The 14,472-nt window shown below is 70.3% G+C and carries 17 protein-coding genes; 7 read left to right on the top strand and 10 right to left on the bottom strand.

The annotated features are described in order from the left end of the window. Window positions 1-164 precede the first annotated feature (164 nt). Complete coding sequence (locus MHY30_RS00505; protein WP_239273324.1) at window positions 165-1,658, top strand: MDR family MFS transporter; 1,494 nt, start codon at window positions 165-167, stop codon at window positions 1,656-1,658. A 36-nt stretch (window positions 1,659-1,694) separates the two neighbouring features. Here the strand turns inward: MHY30_RS00505 and MHY30_RS15030 are convergent, their stop codons facing one another. After that, window positions 1,695-1,826 carry a hypothetical protein gene (locus MHY30_RS15030; RefSeq protein WP_275437741.1) on the bottom strand — a complete coding sequence of 44 codons (132 nt, stop codon included), beginning with the start codon at window positions 1,824-1,826 and terminating at the stop codon, window positions 1,695-1,697. A 163-nt stretch (window positions 1,827-1,989) separates the two neighbouring features. On the opposite strand from MHY30_RS15030, the gene MHY30_RS00500 reads away from it, so the two are divergent. After that, window positions 1,990-2,538, top strand: a complete 549-nt coding sequence (locus tag MHY30_RS00500; protein ID WP_239273312.1) for a type 1 glutamine amidotransferase domain-containing protein — start codon at window positions 1,990-1,992, stop codon at window positions 2,536-2,538. Window positions 2,539-2,692: 154 nt separating this feature from the next. Here MHY30_RS00500 and MHY30_RS00495 read toward each other — a convergent pair whose 3' ends face one another. Both MHY30_RS00495 and MHY30_RS00490 read right to left on the bottom strand, forming a co-directional pair. Beyond that, the gene (locus MHY30_RS00495; RefSeq protein ID WP_239273285.1) at window positions 2,693-3,514 is read right to left on the bottom strand and encodes a DNA-formamidopyrimidine glycosylase family protein; all 822 of its coding nucleotides are present in this window, start codon (window positions 3,512-3,514) and stop codon (window positions 2,693-2,695) included. Between the two features lie 13 nt (window positions 3,515-3,527). Beyond that, window positions 3,528-4,973, bottom strand: a complete 1,446-nt coding sequence (locus MHY30_RS00490) for a flotillin family protein (RefSeq protein WP_239273283.1) — start codon at window positions 4,971-4,973, stop codon at window positions 3,528-3,530. Between the two features lie 173 nt (window positions 4,974-5,146). On the opposite strand from MHY30_RS00490, the gene MHY30_RS00485 reads away from it, so the two are divergent. Next, complete coding sequence (locus MHY30_RS00485; protein WP_239273281.1) at window positions 5,147-5,551, top strand: glucose-6-phosphate dehydrogenase; 405 nt, start codon at window positions 5,147-5,149, stop codon at window positions 5,549-5,551. Between the two features lie 55 nt (window positions 5,552-5,606). Here MHY30_RS00485 and MHY30_RS00480 read toward each other — a convergent pair whose 3' ends face one another. The 4 genes from MHY30_RS00480 to MHY30_RS00465 all read right to left on the bottom strand — a co-directional run bounded on the left by MHY30_RS00480 (window position 5,607) and on the right by MHY30_RS00465 (window position 8,194). Beyond that, window positions 5,607-6,575, bottom strand: a complete 969-nt coding sequence (locus tag MHY30_RS00480; protein WP_239273279.1) for an aldose 1-epimerase family protein — start codon at window positions 6,573-6,575, stop codon at window positions 5,607-5,609. A gap of 101 nt (window positions 6,576-6,676) precedes the next feature. Next, window positions 6,677-6,847 carry a CsbD family protein gene (locus tag MHY30_RS00475; RefSeq protein WP_228163496.1) on the bottom strand — a complete coding sequence of 57 codons (171 nt, stop codon included), beginning with the start codon at window positions 6,845-6,847 and terminating at the stop codon, window positions 6,677-6,679. 119 nt (window positions 6,848-6,966) lie between these two features. Continuing rightward, window positions 6,967-7,683, bottom strand: coding sequence for a hypothetical protein (locus tag MHY30_RS00470; protein ID WP_239273271.1), 717 nt, complete (start codon window positions 7,681-7,683; stop codon window positions 6,967-6,969). Continuing rightward, window positions 7,667-8,194: a sigma-70 family RNA polymerase sigma factor gene (locus MHY30_RS00465; RefSeq protein WP_239273269.1), complete on the bottom strand. Its 528-nt coding sequence runs from the start codon at window positions 8,192-8,194 to the stop codon at window positions 7,667-7,669. Before MHY30_RS00465 ends, MHY30_RS00470 begins: the two co-directional genes overlap by 17 nt. 222 nt (window positions 8,195-8,416) lie before the next feature. Between MHY30_RS00465 and MHY30_RS00460 the strand changes: the two genes are divergently transcribed. The 3 genes from MHY30_RS00460 (at window position 8,417) to MHY30_RS00450 (ending at window position 11,194) form a co-directional block, all read left to right on the top strand. Beyond that, window positions 8,417-9,127: a CHRD domain-containing protein gene (locus tag MHY30_RS00460; protein ID WP_239273259.1), complete on the top strand. Its 711-nt coding sequence runs from the start codon at window positions 8,417-8,419 to the stop codon at window positions 9,125-9,127. Window positions 9,128-9,207: 80 nt separating this feature from the next. Beyond that, complete coding sequence (locus tag MHY30_RS00455) at window positions 9,208-9,789, top strand: class F sortase (RefSeq protein ID WP_239273249.1); 582 nt, start codon at window positions 9,208-9,210, stop codon at window positions 9,787-9,789. A gap of 79 nt (window positions 9,790-9,868) precedes the next feature. Then, complete coding sequence (locus tag MHY30_RS00450) at window positions 9,869-11,194, top strand: D-alanyl-D-alanine carboxypeptidase (protein WP_239273247.1); 1,326 nt, start codon at window positions 9,869-9,871, stop codon at window positions 11,192-11,194. Window positions 11,195-11,357: 163 nt separating this feature from the next. Here MHY30_RS00450 and MHY30_RS00445 read toward each other — a convergent pair whose 3' ends face one another. From MHY30_RS00445 to MHY30_RS00435, 3 genes are read right to left on the bottom strand one after another with little or no spacing between them, the layout of a single operon-like run. Continuing rightward, on the bottom strand, window positions 11,358-11,876 hold the full coding sequence (locus MHY30_RS00445) for an AAA family ATPase (RefSeq protein WP_239273245.1): 519 nt from the start codon (window positions 11,874-11,876) through the stop codon (window positions 11,358-11,360). A 7-nt stretch (window positions 11,877-11,883) separates the two neighbouring features. Next, the gene (gene ychF, locus MHY30_RS00440) at window positions 11,884-12,954 is read right to left on the bottom strand and encodes a redox-regulated ATPase YchF (protein WP_239273236.1); all 1,071 of its coding nucleotides are present in this window, start codon (window positions 12,952-12,954) and stop codon (window positions 11,884-11,886) included. 39 nt (window positions 12,955-12,993) lie between these two features. Next, a complete protein-coding gene (locus MHY30_RS00435; protein ID WP_239273225.1) occupies window positions 12,994-13,743 on the bottom strand; it encodes a class I SAM-dependent methyltransferase in 750 nt (249 codons plus the stop codon). 128 nt (window positions 13,744-13,871) lie between these two features. Here MHY30_RS00435 and MHY30_RS00430 point away from each other — a divergent pair, with 128 nt between their 5' ends. Continuing rightward, window positions 13,872-14,468: a 3'-5' exonuclease gene (locus MHY30_RS00430; protein WP_239273214.1), complete on the top strand. Its 597-nt coding sequence runs from the start codon at window positions 13,872-13,874 to the stop codon at window positions 14,466-14,468. Window positions 14,469-14,472: the final 4 nt, after the last annotated feature.

Below are 14,472 nucleotides of genomic sequence, written 5' to 3'. Positions count from 1 at the left end.
ACCGCGGACATGGGGACGCCCGGGGCATGTCCGAGGCTCCCGCTAGACTCGGCATCCGTCTTCCGATTCTTCGATCCTGGGAATACGCCGCGCGACAGCGCCGTTGCCCCCGAAGTCCGTCGCCTTCCGTGACGCCACGACGCCCTCCCCGATTGGATCTCGCCATGGCCGCCACCACCGGAATCCCCACCGCTCCCCCGGCCTCGGCGTCGGGGGTGACCGCCGAGCAGAGCCGCGTGATCTGGCTCCTGCTCACGGCCGCGTTCGTGGCGATCCTCAACGAGACCACCATGAACGTGGCGATCCCGTTTCTGATCCGCGATCTGGGCATCACCGCCGTCGCCGCGCAGTGGCTGACCACCGCGTTCATGCTGACGATGGCCGTCGTCATCCCCATCACCGGCTTCCTCCTGCAGCGATTCACCACGCGGCAGGTGTTCATCGCGGCAATGAGCCTGTTCTCGGCTGGAACCCTCGTCGCGTTCGTCGCACCCGGGTTCGAGGTGCTCGTGGCCGCCCGTGTCATCCAGGCGTCCGGCACCGCGATCATGATGCCGTTGCTGATGACGACGATCATGACGATCGTGCCCCCGCAGCAGCGCGGACGGATGATGGGCCGCGTCAGCATCGTCATGGCCCTGGCGCCCGCGATCGGACCGACGATGTCGGGCCTCGTGCTGCAGTCACTCGGGTGGCACTGGATCTTCGGCATCGTGCTGCCGATCGCGCTCGTCGCGCTGTTCGTCGGCGCGCGGTGGATCCACAACCTCGGCGAGACGCGGAGGGCTCCGATCGACATCCTCTCCGTCATCCTGTCGGCGTTCGGCTTCGGCGGTCTCGTGTTCGGACTCAGCCAGATCGGCGGCGGCGGACACGGTGCGGGAGCCGACGCCGCCGCGGCGCAATCGGCATCCACTGCCACGCTCGTGATCTCGCTCGTCATCGGTGCCGTGGGGCTGTCGCTGTTCGTCCTGCGTCAGCTCCGCCTGCAGAAGGGCGGCGTCGCGCTGCTCGACCTGCGCGTGTTCCGCTCGCGCAACTTCACGCTGTCGGTCGCACAGTTGGGTGTGATGTCGCTGGCGTTCTTCGGCGCGATCACCCTCCTTCCGCTCTACCTGCAGAACGTCCTCGGCAAGAGCCCGCTCGAGACCGGCCTCGCCGTCCTGCCCGGCTCGCTCGCGATGGGCCTGGCCGGCCCGGTGATCGGACGCCTGTACGACCGCTTCGGCACCCAGGTCCTGCTCGTGCCCGGCGCGGTCATCACGAGCGCCATGCTGTGGTTCTACTCCACCGTGGGCACGGACACGTCCTTCGTCCTGCTGATCGTCGCCCAAACGGTGCTGTCGATCGGACTCGCGCTGTCGTTCACGCCGTTGTTCACGGCCTCCCTCGGCTCGGTCGCGCCGCAGTTCTACTCGTACGGCTCCGCCGTGGTCGGCACCGTCCAGCAGGTGGCGGGCGCCGCGGGCATCGCGCTCCTGGTCACGGTCATGTCCGCCGTGTCGGCCTCGAACGGCGGGGGCCTCGAGGCCGATGCCGCCGGCACGCGCACGGCCTTCCTCATCGCTGCGATCGTCTCGCTGCCCTTGATTGTCGGTGCCTTCGTCATTCGCAAGCCGGCCGACCAGATCGAGGGCGCAGCGCCGATGGCGCACTGAGGCCCGCGCGCGCTCCGTCGCCGGAGCGTCCGCGCGTCAGTCCAGCGAGCAGGCTCCGCCCCCGCAACAGCGAGCAGCGGGAGGAACGTCGTCGTCGGTCTCGGGCGTCAGCAGAGCGATCAGAGGCTTCTGCGGCGTCTCGGTATCGGGGGTGGTGTCACCGGACATCCGTCCATGCTACGCCCGCGCCCCGTCGCCGGGGCCGCCCCGTGACGGCGCGAGACGGCGCGGGCGCCCGTAGCCCCCGGTCCGGGCATCCGCAACCCCCGCGGCGCCGTCACGGGTGGTTCGTAGCGTGGTGGCATCCCGACCACGAACGAGAGGAGTCCCCATGACGGACCTCACCGGAAAGCGCATCGCCTTCCTTCTCACCGACGGCTTCGAAGACAGCGAGCTCACCAGCCCGTGGGACGCCGTCACCTCGGCCGGCGCGGAGGCCGTACTCGTCTCCCCCGCTGACGGTAGCGTCACGGGCGAGAAGGGGCACGAGCAGAAGGTCGACCTCCCCGTCGGTGCGGCGACGGCCGACGACTTCGACGCGCTCGTCCTCCCCGGCGGCGTTCAGAACGCGGACGACATCCGGATCGTGAAGGATGCCGTGCACTTCGCCCGTGCCTTCTTCGACCAGCACAAGCCGGTCGCCGTCATCTGCCACGGCGGGTGGATCCTCACCGAGGCGGATGTTCTCAAGGGCCGCACCCTCACCAGCTACCCGACGCTGCAGACCGACCTGCGCAACGCCGGCGCCACCTGGGTCGACGAGGAGGTCCACGTCGACCACGGCCTCGTCTCGAGCCGCAACCCCGACGACCTGCCGGCGTTCAACGCCAAGCTCGTCGAGGAGGTCGCCGAGGGAAAGCACGCGGGCCAGACGGCCTGACACCGTTCGAGCGCAGGGCTCCGGGCTTCGGCTCGGGGCCCTTCGTCGTTCATCCGGTTCGCGGAGACGTCATCGTGCCGACGTCTGCCCCGCTGCCTGCCGCACGGATGCAGCGCGATGACACCGCGGCGGCGAGAGAGCGGCGGCCGCAGGGTCAGGCGTGCGGCGGCTGGCACGCGGGGCAGTACTGGCCACCGCCCTTCGTGCCGGGAATGTCCTCGACGACGCCGTCGCCGTCGGGGCACGGCTCGCCGGTGCGCCCGTGCACCCGCATCGCCGCGACCTTCGCCGCTTTCTGATCGGCAATGGGCACTCCGCGGCGCGACGCGACGGCCTCGTCGAGCACGGAGCGAAGCGCCTCGTGCAGTCGTGTGATCTCGCCGTCCGTGAGGGCTGCCGCGTGGGCGACGGGCGACAGGCGCGCGACGTAGAGGATCTCGTCCGAGTACGCGTTGCCGATGCCGGCCAGGGATTCCTGCTCCTGCAGAAGCGACTTGAGCTGCTTACGGCGCGTGCCCAGCGCGCGGGCGAGGTCGTCGCGTGAGAACCCCGGGTCGGCGGCATCCGGGCCGAGTTTCGCCACGGACGGAACCTCGCGCGGGTCGTCGATGACGTGAAGCTGCACTGACAGCCAGTCGCCCGCGTCGGTGATACCGAGGACACCACCGTCGAAGCGCACGCGAGCGATGACCGCGGCACCGTCGGGAGAGGAATCGGATGCCATGGCGTCGTCGGTCCACGTCGCCCAACCGGCGCGACCGAACCCGATCCCGAGATGCGTTCCCTCCAGATCGATGTCGATGTGCTTGCCGTATCGCACGACCTCCGTGACCGTCCGCCCGACGAGCTCGTCGAGTGAGCGGGGTCGCGACTTCACGGCCCGGAACTCGACCACTTCCACCGCACGCACCGCCTGCCCGGTGAGGCGCTCACGCAGAAACAGCGTGAGCGCCTCAACCTCGGGCGCCTCGGGCACGGTGGCGGCCCTGTCAGTCCTGCGGCTCGGGGGCCGTCGGCCGCGTCGCCGACGCGGCCGGAGTGGGCGGCGTCACCGGCGCGGAGCGGTCCGAAGCCGCGGAAGCCGGCTCCGTAGGTCGGCGCGACGCATCGGCGAACGCATCGGCCACGGCGCGGCCCTGGATGATGGCGGTCAGGTCGATACCGGTCGCCGCACGCACCGCCTCGAAGGACGAGCGCAGACCCGTCGCCGATTCGGCCGCGAGGTGGCCGCTGGCGCCTTCTCCACCGAGCACCGTGACGTTGCCGACGCGGTCGTAGCCCTTTGCGAACTCGGCCATCATCGGCACGAGCGCCTCCAGCGCCCGCTGCGCGAGCAGGGCCTCCTGGTTGTGCGACAGCGCCTCGGCCTCGGCGCGGATCGCTTCGGCGCGGGCCTCACCGGCCAGGCGCACGGCCTGCGCATCGGCCTCGGCACGCACGCGTACCGCGGCGGCTTCCTGCTCGGCGATCTGTGCGCGGGCCTGCGCCGCCTTGATCTGCGCGTAGGCCTCGGCGTCGGCCTCCTTCTGCCGCTGGTAGAGGTCGGCGTCGGCGACGCGGGCGACCTCGGACTCGAGGCGGGCCTGCGTGTTCTGCGCCTCCTGCTGGAGGACCGCCTGCCGACGCTCGGCGCGCGTGAGCGCCTCGGCCTGCTCCGCCTCGGCGTTGGCGCGACCGACCTCGGCCTTCGCGGCGGCGCTGTTCTTGTCGAGCGCGGTCTGCTCGATGAGGTTGGCTTCGTCGGTGGCGATCTGCCGCGCGCGGATCTCTCGCACCGCGTTGATGCGTGCGACTTCGGCCTCGCGCTTGACGCGCTCGACCTCGGTGGCACCGAGAGCGGAGATGTAGCCGTTGCTGTCGGTGACGCCCTGGATCTGGAACGAGTCGAGGATCAGCCCCTGCGACGACAGGTCGCCCTTGATGCCCTCGGCGATCTGGTCCGACAGCCGCTGCCGGTCACGCATGAGTTCCTCGACGGTGAGCGTCGCCACGACACCGCGCAGCGCACCCTCGAGCTGCTCGGTGGTGAACTGCTCGATCGCTTTGTCCTGCGAGGCGAAACGTTCGGCCGCGCGACGCACGGATTCGGGATCCGAGCCGATCTTCACCAGGGCCACACCGCTGACGTTCACGGTGACGCCGTTGGAGGACTGCGCGGTCGGCTCCATCTTGATCTGACGGGCGCGCAGCGAGATCATCTCGCCCCGCTGCGTGAGCGGGTTGACGATGGCGCCGCCACCGGTGATGACGGTGATGCGAGACGAGTTCCCGTCGGCGGCCTTCTGGCGCTTACCGACGATGACCAGGGCTTCATCGGCCTTCGCGACGCGATACCAGCCGCGGATCAGGCCCGCGACGATCAGGACGACCACGATGACGACGACGAGAGCGATGACGACGACGAGACCGATCGCCCCCAGAGCGGCGATTTCCATGCTTCTCCTTCGATGGGCGCCGCCCGAGGCGACGCGGGGGAATTCCTCCCAACCTATCGGGGGGCCCGCACCCGGTGTCCATCCCCCTGTGGACGGATATCCGTCCCCGCACCCCACGGCGGACGCGTACCGTTGTGGGTGAGGCGGCCCGAACCGCCGAAGAAGGGTCCCCCATGAAGATCGTCTCGTCCTCGGACTGGCGGGATGCCATCGCCTTCGACGTTCCCGTCGTCGTCGCCGATGTCGTCCCCGGTGAACCCACCCGCTGCGTCGGGTGCGGTGCAGACGGAGAGCTGTTCGACCGCACGCAGCTGTGGGCGGTGAAGCACCGTCATCCCAAGCACCACGGCGGCTTCGTCCGGTTCTACTGCGCGGAGCACAAGCCGGCTCCGGCACCCGCGCCGGCCGCGCCGATCGAGCTGAAGAAGCGCGCGTCCGCCCCGCGTGCGGAGCGCCGTACGGCCTCGCCCAAGCCGGTGCCGGTCACCGACCGTCCCACGCGGGCGATGTGCCCCGACTGCTTCGTCGAAGTCTCCGCCGGAGGCGATTGCGGCATGTGCGGCGCGCAGGTCGTCTGACACACCACGCAGAACCGCCCCGATCACATCGATCGGGGCGGTTCCGTGTGCGGGCTCAGCGGGCCGAGATGGTCCATCCGGCCTCGTGCGAGGCGCCGGGGTCGAGCGAGACCACACCGGTGTCGAAGTCGTAGGCGTCGTCGTTGAACGCGTCCGGCGCGCACGTCATCGGCTCCACCGCGAGCCCCGCGCGATGCCCGGGCGTACCCGGCCCGGTGGGCTGATCCGCCGTGTGGATCTGCACCCACGCGCACTCCCCCGCCCAGCTCATCGCCACACCCGTGCCCGACGGGTCGGTGACCGTGACGGTCGCCCGGCCGTCGGCATCCCAGATCAGTCCGGTGTAGGCGTGGTCGATCTCGACGGCACCGATCTCTCGCGCATCGCGGAAGTCGAAGCGCGCCGCATCGACCGTGACGGATGCCAGCGCCACCGGCGACAGGCGGTCGGGCGTCACCTCGAGCACGGTGTCGGCCGGGAGGCTGAGCGTCCACTCGTCGAGAGCGGCGGGGCCTGCGACCAGGTACGGGTGCGGGCCGGTACCCCACGGTGCGGGGGTGTCGGCGAGGTTGGTCGCCCGCACCGTCTGGGTGAGGCCGTCGGCATCCAGCCGGTACGTCGTCGACACGACGAGCCACCACGGGTATCCCGCTTGTGCGGGGAGCGTCGCCGTCAGGGTGACCGCATCGTCCGACACGTCGCGGACGTTCCAGTGCGCCCATGACAGCAGGCCGTGGAGCGCGTGCCCTCGGTTGGGCTCGGTGAGAGGGAGCTGGTGCTCGCGTCCGTCGAAGCGGTGGATGCCATCCACGATGCGGTTCGGCCACGGCGCGAGCGTGGTCCCCCGGTAGGCGGGACGCAGTTCGTCCTCGTCGAAGGGGACGACAAGGTCGCGCCCCTCGAAGGTCAGCGAGCGGAGAGAGGCGCCGACGCTCGCGACGGCGGCTTCGTAGCCGTGGGCGCGGAGGACGACGGGGGTACCCGAGACCAGCGTGGGGGTCTCGGTGGGAACAGCAGCGGTCATGTCGCCATTATCCCGGTGAGGATCGGCCGGTTTGGTCATCGCCCCGTCCGGAGAACAGGAATGCCCCGACCAGGACGGCCGGGGCATTCGGGGAGGGCGACTTACTTGAAGGCGTCCTTGACGTTCTCGCCGGCCTGCTTGACGTTGGCCTTGCTCTGGTCGGCGTGTCCCTCGGCCTCGAGGCGCTCGTTGTCCGTCGTCTTGCCGGCGGCTTCCTTCGCCTTTCCGGTGAGGTTTTCAGCGGCGTTCTTGATCTTGTCGTCGAGTCCCATGTCGGCTCCTCCCGCGTGGTATCCGGGTATCTCCCGATGTCCTCCACGGTAGGTCGACGCCCTCGTTGCCGTCGGGGGGCTTGACCTACCGCTCGCCGTGAGGCACGGTGCCCCCTGGATCACACGCCCGGAAGATCCGCGTGCGCGACCACGGCATCCTCGGTGTCGCGCAGCTCCATGCGGACGGTGTCCGCCCTCAGCACGGCTGCGTTCATCCGGCACACGATCGGCACCTCGGAACCGAGCACCTCGCCGGCCGAGAACTCTCCGCCGTCCGCGCCCACGAACACCAGCTCGTAGGTCGCTCCCACATCGAGTCCGGTGGCCTGCAGGTAGGCCTCGGTCCCCCACGTGTGCGCCACGAGCTGCGCGTCGACGTCGACCTCGGCGACGTCGTCGTCCACGACGATGCTTTCGACAGCTCCGAGGGTTCCGGGCGGTCCCGAGGGTGCGGAGGGGCGAAGGAGTTCTGCTCCGTTCACCCCCACGATGACACCGACCACCAGACACGCCGCGGCCGAAACGGGGGCGATCCAGGGCCGTCGGCGGCGGGGAACCACGGCCGGGGTGCCGGGCGCCGGGACCGCCGCTGCGGCATCCTCGCGATCGATGGATGCCATGATCCGCTCGCCCAGGTCGGCGGTGTCGCGCGGGGCGATCCACGTGACGTCGCCCTGGCGGAGGCGACGTGCGACCTCCTGCAGGCCGGCGTATTCGTCGGCGCGTCGCGGGTGGCCGCGACGCAGTTCGTCGAACTCCTCCGCCTCGGCGCGGGTCAGTTCTCCCGCCAGGGCAGCGGCGACGAGTTCGGCCCATCGGTCATCGGGAGCGCGCATCCGGCTCCTCCCTTCCTTCGAAGTGCGTGCGGAGGGCGCGGAGCGCATGGAACGTGCGCGTACGCCAGGTGGAGACGGGGACACCCGTGGCATCCGAGAGCTCCTGATAACTCCGACCGTGAAGATGGACGGCGACGACCGCTGTGCGGTGGGCCTCGCTCAGGACAGCGAGGGCCTCGAGCATGCGCAGGCGCTCCAGCGGGTCGATGGCGTCGGTGGCACGGCTCTCGAGTTCCGCGTCGTCGCCGATGAGCGGAAGGCGTGCCCGCGTACGCAGGGCGTCGACGATGACGTTGCGCGCGATAGAGAAGAGCCACGTGCGCTCCGACGCCTGCTCCGGGTCGAACCGGTCTCGCGCACGCCACGCACGCAGGAAGGTCTCCTGCACGCAGTCCTCGGCCAGGGGCCGGTCACGCAGGGCGTTGACCGCGTAGCCGAGAAGCGCGCCGCCATGCTCCTCGAATGCACGCCGCACGTCGAACGCGACCGCCCGTCGCCGAGGCGCGCGCATGGGTGCCTCCTCGCGTTCCGCGGCGGAAGCCGCCCGTCGACCGACCATCGGTGACCGTCCTCCCCGAGGCTAACGGTCGCGATGCCGTTGGACTCGCCGAGGAATACGTCGACGAGCTCCGAAACGTTCATCGCGAAGCTTCCCGTCTCGATGAACGCACCGGCCACCGGCGACGTACACCCCGCAACCGGACGACGAGCGTCCCGATCGAAAGGCACGACGATGACGAAGAAGGTATATGCCCGCCCCCTGACGATAGGTGCCGTCGCGGGCATCGCGCTTCTGGGGATCGCCGCCCCGGCGCACGCCGAGACAGAGGTCGCCGAACCGTCGGAGTTCACGAGCGCGTTCACCGTCATGGCCACCCCCGACCAGGTGATCAACAACGACGGGGTGCCCGCGCCCGGCCAGGACGGAGCGACGGGGACTTTCACGTTCCGCATCAACTCCGACCTCGACATCATCTGCTACGACATCCGACTGGAGGGCGTGAGCGGCGATTACCAGAGCCCGGCGAAGACAGCGACGCACATCCACGAAGCGGCCGTCGGCAAGCCCGGGCCGCCGCGTATCGCCTTCCCCAACCCGGCCCCCGTCGGCGACGGCCCGCGCGAATCGTCGGGCTGCCTTGAGGGCCCCTTCACCACCGGTGTCCAGGCCGACGGCGTCGACACCGGCGACGGCTTCACCCTCGCCCAGATCGAGGCGAACCCGGCCGGCTTCACCGGAGACTCCCACACCGTGATGTCTCCCGCGGGGGTCGTACGCGGCCAGCTGACGGCCATCCCGGTCGGCGGCGTCGACACCGGCGCGGGCGGCGCCGCCGATACCGACGCCGCTCCCCTCGTCGTCTCCGCCGCTGTCGCCGGTGCGGGTGTCATTGCGGGCGCCGCCCTGATGATCCACCGTCGTCGCGGGTCCGCGGCACAGTGATCCCCACGCCGCGCGGCGCGCAGCGGAACGCCCCCGCCGGGCGACCGCGGCGCGCCGCGTGCGCGCTCACGCTCGCAGCGGTGTGGGTCTCCGCGGGATGCGCCGTCGCGCCGACGGCTGCCGGGACCGCGCCGACCACCTCCGGCTTCGCGCCGACCATCACCGCGCCGGCGCCCGCCCCCTCGCAGACCCCACTCCTCGAGAAAGGTCACTCGACAGCGATCGCCGATCCCGCGCGCGTCGTCATCCCGGGTCTCGGGCTCGACGAGCCGCTCATCGAGTTGGGCCTCGCCGAAGACGGAGCCATGGAGGTGCCCGTCGACTACGACGAGGTCGGTTGGTTCACGGGCGGCGGAAGACCGGGCGGAACCGGGCCCACCGTGATCGCGGCGCACGTGGACTCCCCCACCGGCCCCGCCGTCTTCCGATACCTCGAGGACGTGTCCGTCGGTGACGTCGTCGAGGTGCACGACGCGGCCGGACGCGTCCACGCCTATCGCGTGACCGAGACCGCCGACTACCCGAAGGCGCAATTCCCCACGGCCCGCGTTTTCGGCGCAACGGCGCGCGACGAGCTGCGCGTGATCACGTGCGGAGGGATCTTCGACCGCGGCGCCGGCTCCTATCTCGACAACCGGGTCGTCTTCGCCGAGCGGGTGTGACCACCGGCCCCGGAGGCGCACACCGTTTCCGCTCCGCACCCGGGGAGGTTAGGTTCGAAGAGCGCGAGGGGGAATCGCAATGGGGGAAGCACAGCGGGTCGACGATCTGACGACATTCGCGGATCTGCTCGACGACGCGCCCGCGGCATCCGGTTCGGGCAGGGCCGGCAAGATCGCGCTGATCGTGTTCCTCGTGCTCGTGCTCGCGACTCTCGGCGCCGGGGGCGGATACGTGTGGTGGGCCTCGGCCGCACCGCTGGGGGTTCCCGTGGTCACTTCGGAGCCGCCCGCGGTCCCCGCATCCGAGCCGGCAGCGATCCGATTGCCGACCACCGGATCGATGCTCGTCAGCGTCTCCGGCGGGGAGGCCTACCTGGGCCCGGATGCTTCCGGCGCCTGGGTGTCCTCGGGCGGTGACGAGCCGCGGCCGATCGCGAGCATCGCGAAGCTCGTCACCGCGCTCGTCGTGCTGGACCGGCATCCACTCGCGAGCCCTGACGACCCCGGCCCCACCCTGACGTTCGGGGAAGCCGACGCCGACCTGTACGACGAGTTCTACGTCCGCGGCGTGACGATCGCGAGGATGCCCGAGGGCGCACAGGTGTCGCTGCACGACGCACTCGCCACCATGCTGCTGCCGTCGGCGAGCAACTATGCCGTCGCGGTCGCGCGGTGGGGCTTCGGTTCCGAGAGCGCGTACGTGAACGCGGCTCGATCGTGGCTGGACGCGAACGGACTCTCCTCGACACGGATCATGGACGCCACCGGCATCGACGAACGGAACACGAGCACGCCGAGCGACCTCCTCGCGCTCGGCAAGATCGCGGCGGCGAATCCCGTGGTCGCGGCGATCACGGGCACGTCGTCGATCTCGGTGCCCGCCGGACCCGGCACGGTGACGAACACCAACGGCCTGCTGGGCGTGGAGGGGATCGACGGGCTCAAGACCGGGAACCTGGGCGAGGGCAGCTTCAATCTTCTGTTCACCTCGGATCTCGACGTGGGCATCGGTGCGCCCCTCAGGATCACCGGTGTGCGCTTGGGCGGCACGACGCACGACAGCACCGATCAGGACGTCGTGACGCTGCTGCAGAGCATCCGGGCGGGGTTCCACGAGGTGCCGGTCGGGAGCGTCGGCGCACCGATCGGCGAGATCACGACGGCGTGGGGCTCGCGCGCCGACATCATCCTCGCGCGGGGTGCGTCGCTGATGACATGGTCCGACACCCCCGTGACCGCGACGCTCGACGTCCGCACGCCCGAGACCTATGCCGACGGTGAGACGGTCGGCACGGTCACCTGGACCGCGGGCCCCCACACCACCTCAGCCGAGGTGGCCATCTCGGGCGTTATCGAAGAACCCAGCCTGTGGTGGCGGCTGACGCATCCGGGCGAGCTCGGCTGATCCGCGGGCGCGGTGCAGACGCGCCCGTCACGCGACCTGCAGCGGAGTGATCGAGGCAATCTGAGGTTGAGGCGCGTCGATGCCGTCGCCGCCGACGCGCCATCGCTCGCACACGGGCGCTACTCCATCCCGAAGGAAAGACCCTCGGCCGGCCGGCCTCCGCTCAGTTGTTGAAGCGGAACTCCACGACGTATCGTTCGACATCTGCCGCGACCTGCTCCCCGCTCATCCCCGACACATCGATCGTCCGGAGGGTATCAACCCACGGCGCGACCTCCCGCCCGGCAACCTCGGTCCAGGTCGGCTCAGTGACATGCGTGAAGCCTCGATCACGTTCACGGAGTCGCGACGCATGGCCGATGGTGTCGCTCATTGTCAATACGACCGAGCACAGTTCCGCGTCCGCTGAGTCGGCTGCTCGACGCCAGGTGTCACGGGCTGGCTCGCTGTCATTGACAGCATCCACCACGACAGTCCGACCAGTGCGCAGATTCAGTTCGGCCATCGCGCGAACCGCTTCGTAGGCGGCGACACCTGTTTCCCACCCTTGCGGGAACCCCGCCCCGAGCAGGGCATCCTCGACCGGGTCGATGGACAGACGCACCGCACCGAGGCGAGCACCGACGAGGTCGGCGACGGTCGTCTTCCCCACGCCAGGCAGCCCAGAGATCACGATGAGCATCAGATGCCTAACTGTGGCGGAACTCCACCACGTCGCCGTCCTGCATGACGTAGTCCTTGCCCTCGAGGCGCGCCTTGCCCTTCGCGCGGGCCTCGGCGACCGAGCCGAGCTCGATGAGGTCGGCGAACGAGATGACCTCGGCCTTGATGAAGCCCTTCTCGAAGTCGGTGTGGATGACACCGGCCGCCTGCGGAGCCTTCCAGCCCTTGCCGATCGTCCAGGCACGTGCTTCCTTGGGCCCGGCGGTCAGGTAAGTCTGCAGCCCCAGCGTGTCGAAGCCGATGCGGGCGAGCTGGTCGAGGCCCGACTCGTCCTGGCCGGTGGACGCCAGCAGCTCGGCGGCATCGTCGGGGTCGAGGTCGATCAGCTCGGACTCGATCTTGGCATCCAAGAACACGGCCTTCGCGGGAGCGACGAGCGCGGCGAGCTCGTCCTTGCGGGCCTGGTCGGTGAGGACGGCCTCGTCGACGTTGAAGACGAAGATGAAGGGCTTCGCGGTGAGGAGCCCGAGTTCGCGGATCGGCGACAGGTCGAGACCGGATGCCGAGAGCAACTGCCCGCGCTGCAGCGCGTCCTGCGCGGCCTTCGCGGCATCCAGCACCGAGGGGTCGAGCTTCTTGCCCTTGACCTCTTTCTCGTACCGCGTGATCGCCTTCTCCAGCGTCTGGAGGTCGGCGAGCTGCAGCTCGGCGTTGATCGTCTCCATGTCGCTGGCCGGGTTCACCTGCCCATCGACGTGGACCACATCGTCGTCGGCGAATCCGCGGACGACCTGGGCGATGGCATCCGCCTCACGGATGTTGGCGAGGAACTGGTTGCCGAGGCCCTCGCCCTCGCTCGCGCCGCGGACGATGCCGGCGATGTCGACGAACGACACCGCGGCGGGCACGATGCGCTCGCTGCCGAACACGTCGGCGAGCTTCGTGAGCCGCGCATCGGGAAGGTTCACGACCCCGACGTTGGGCTCGATGGTGGCGAACGGGTAGTTCGCCGCGAGCACCTGATTCTTGGTCAGAGCGTTGAAGAGGGTCGACTTTCCGACGTTGGGAAGGCCGACGATTCCGATGGTAAGAGCCACGGGAGTCCAGGTTACCCGGCCCGCGGTGCCCCCACGGCGTCAGGGACGCCGGGCGCGGAAGGCGTGGGTGACGTAGGGCAGGTCGACCGCTCCCCCGTCGGCGAGTCCGGGGACGGATGCCACGACCCCGTCGACCTCGGCATCGATGCGCGCGCGCTGCTCCGGCGTTGCCGTGATGGTGTCGCTGCGCGAGAAGACGAGGTCGCGCAGCTGCGCGAGGGTGATGCGACGGCTCCACGACCAGGAGCGATGCTCGAGGTCCGCCAGCGGTGCCGCGACGTGCGGGCCACCGGCGGAGATGAGCCGCTCGGCGTTCGACGCTCCCATCGCCGCCGTCAGCCGGTGCACCCAATCGACACGCTCGTCGCGGATGTTCCACACGAGCCCCAGCACACCCCCGACGCGCAGGACCCGAGCGATCTCGCGCGAGCCGGCATCCGGGTCCACCCAGTGCCACGCCTGCCCCATGACGACCGCGTCGAGAGCCGAGTCTGGAAGCGGCAGACGCTCGGCGGTCCCCGCGAACGTCGGGACGCCACGGACGTTCTCGCGCAGCGACGCCAGCATCGCGGCATCCGGATCGATCGCGACCACGTCGGCACCGATCTCGACGACCGCGCGCGTGAGCTTTCCGGTGCCCGCGCCGACGTCGGCGACGCGCAGGGCGCGACCGGGCTCGCGGACGGGGGCGAGCATCCACGCCACCGCCTCGGCGGGGTACTCCGGCCTCCCCGACTCGTAGGCTGCGGCCGCCTGTCCGAACGAGGTCGACTTCTGGCGTTCCGTCATGCGTCGACCCTACGCGCAGGCCCGGGATACCACGCGGGGGCGTCGCACTTCTCGACACCGCGCGGCGCTCGCGCGCGTTCCCGGCGCGCCTCCCCGCCGCGGACGCCACGGCGTCGGAAGGTGGGACCGTGGCTCTGGACTTCACCGCGATCGACTTCGAAACGGCGAATTCCAGCGGCGCCTCCGCGTGCGCTGTCGGTCTCGCCCGCGTGCGAGACGGTCGCGTGGTCGCCACCGCGGCGTGGCTTATCAAACCGCCGGCCGGGCACGATCAGTTCGCCGCGATCAACGTGGGCATCCATGGCATCCGTCCCGCCGATGTCGTCGACGCACCGGACTGGAGCACGCAGCTGGCGCGCCTGACCGCCTTCGCGGGCGCCGACGTGCTCGTGGCCCACAACGCCGGCTTCGACATGTCGGTGCTGCGCCGAGCCTGCGCGGCGACGGGTGACGAGTGCCCGCCGTACCGCTACCTGTGCAGTGTTCAGGTGTCGCGCAAGACCTACACGCTCGACTCCTACCGCCTGCCCCTCGTCGCCGCCGAAGCGGGCTGCTCGCCCTTCGCGCACCACGACGCTCTGGCCGACGCCGTCGCGTGCGCCGAGATCACGATCGACTGCGCCCGACGCGCCGGTGCGGACGACGTCTTCTCCCTCGCCGACCATCTCGGCGTGCGCGTGTCGCAGATCGCGGTCGAGCCCCGGCTCGAGCGCGCCGTCGCCTGATCCC

Source organism: Microbacterium sp. ACRRU (assembly GCF_022346945.1).
Taxonomy (GTDB): domain Bacteria; phylum Actinomycetota; class Actinomycetes; order Actinomycetales; family Microbacteriaceae; genus Microbacterium; species Microbacterium mcarthurae.
This window is presented reverse-complemented; position numbering and strand designations above follow the sequence as displayed.

Coding starts and splice junctions, on each gene's coding strand:
- MHY30_RS00505 (WP_239273324.1), top strand. CDS start 165: ATGGCCGCCACCACCGGAATCCCCACCGCTCCCCCGGCCTCGGCGTCG.
- MHY30_RS00470 (WP_239273271.1), bottom strand. CDS start 7,683: ATGCGCGCTCCCGATGACCGATGGGCCGAACTCGTCGCCGCTGCCCTG.
- MHY30_RS00460 (WP_239273259.1), top strand. CDS start 8,417: ATGACGAAGAAGGTATATGCCCGCCCCCTGACGATAGGTGCCGTCGCG.
- MHY30_RS00480 (WP_239273279.1), bottom strand. CDS start 6,575: ATGACCGCTGCTGTTCCCACCGAGACCCCCACGCTGGTCTCGGGTACC.
- MHY30_RS00490 (WP_239273283.1), bottom strand. CDS start 4,973: ATGGAAATCGCCGCTCTGGGGGCGATCGGTCTCGTCGTCGTCATCGCT.
- MHY30_RS00435 (WP_239273225.1), bottom strand. CDS start 13,743: ATGACGGAACGCCAGAAGTCGACCTCGTTCGGACAGGCGGCCGCAGCC.
- MHY30_RS00500 (WP_239273312.1), top strand. CDS start 1,990: ATGACGGACCTCACCGGAAAGCGCATCGCCTTCCTTCTCACCGACGGC.
- MHY30_RS15030 (WP_275437741.1), bottom strand. CDS start 1,826: ATGTCCGGTGACACCACCCCCGATACCGAGACGCCGCAGAAGCCTCTG.
- MHY30_RS00465 (WP_239273269.1), bottom strand. CDS start 8,194: ATGCGCGCGCCTCGGCGACGGGCGGTCGCGTTCGACGTGCGGCGTGCA.
- MHY30_RS00450 (WP_239273247.1), top strand. CDS start 9,869: ATGGGGGAAGCACAGCGGGTCGACGATCTGACGACATTCGCGGATCTG.
- MHY30_RS00445 (WP_239273245.1), bottom strand. CDS start 11,876: ATGCTCATCGTGATCTCTGGGCTGCCTGGCGTGGGGAAGACGACCGTC.
- MHY30_RS00485 (WP_239273281.1), top strand. CDS start 5,147: ATGAAGATCGTCTCGTCCTCGGACTGGCGGGATGCCATCGCCTTCGAC.
- MHY30_RS00475 (WP_228163496.1), bottom strand. CDS start 6,847: ATGGGACTCGACGACAAGATCAAGAACGCCGCTGAAAACCTCACCGGA.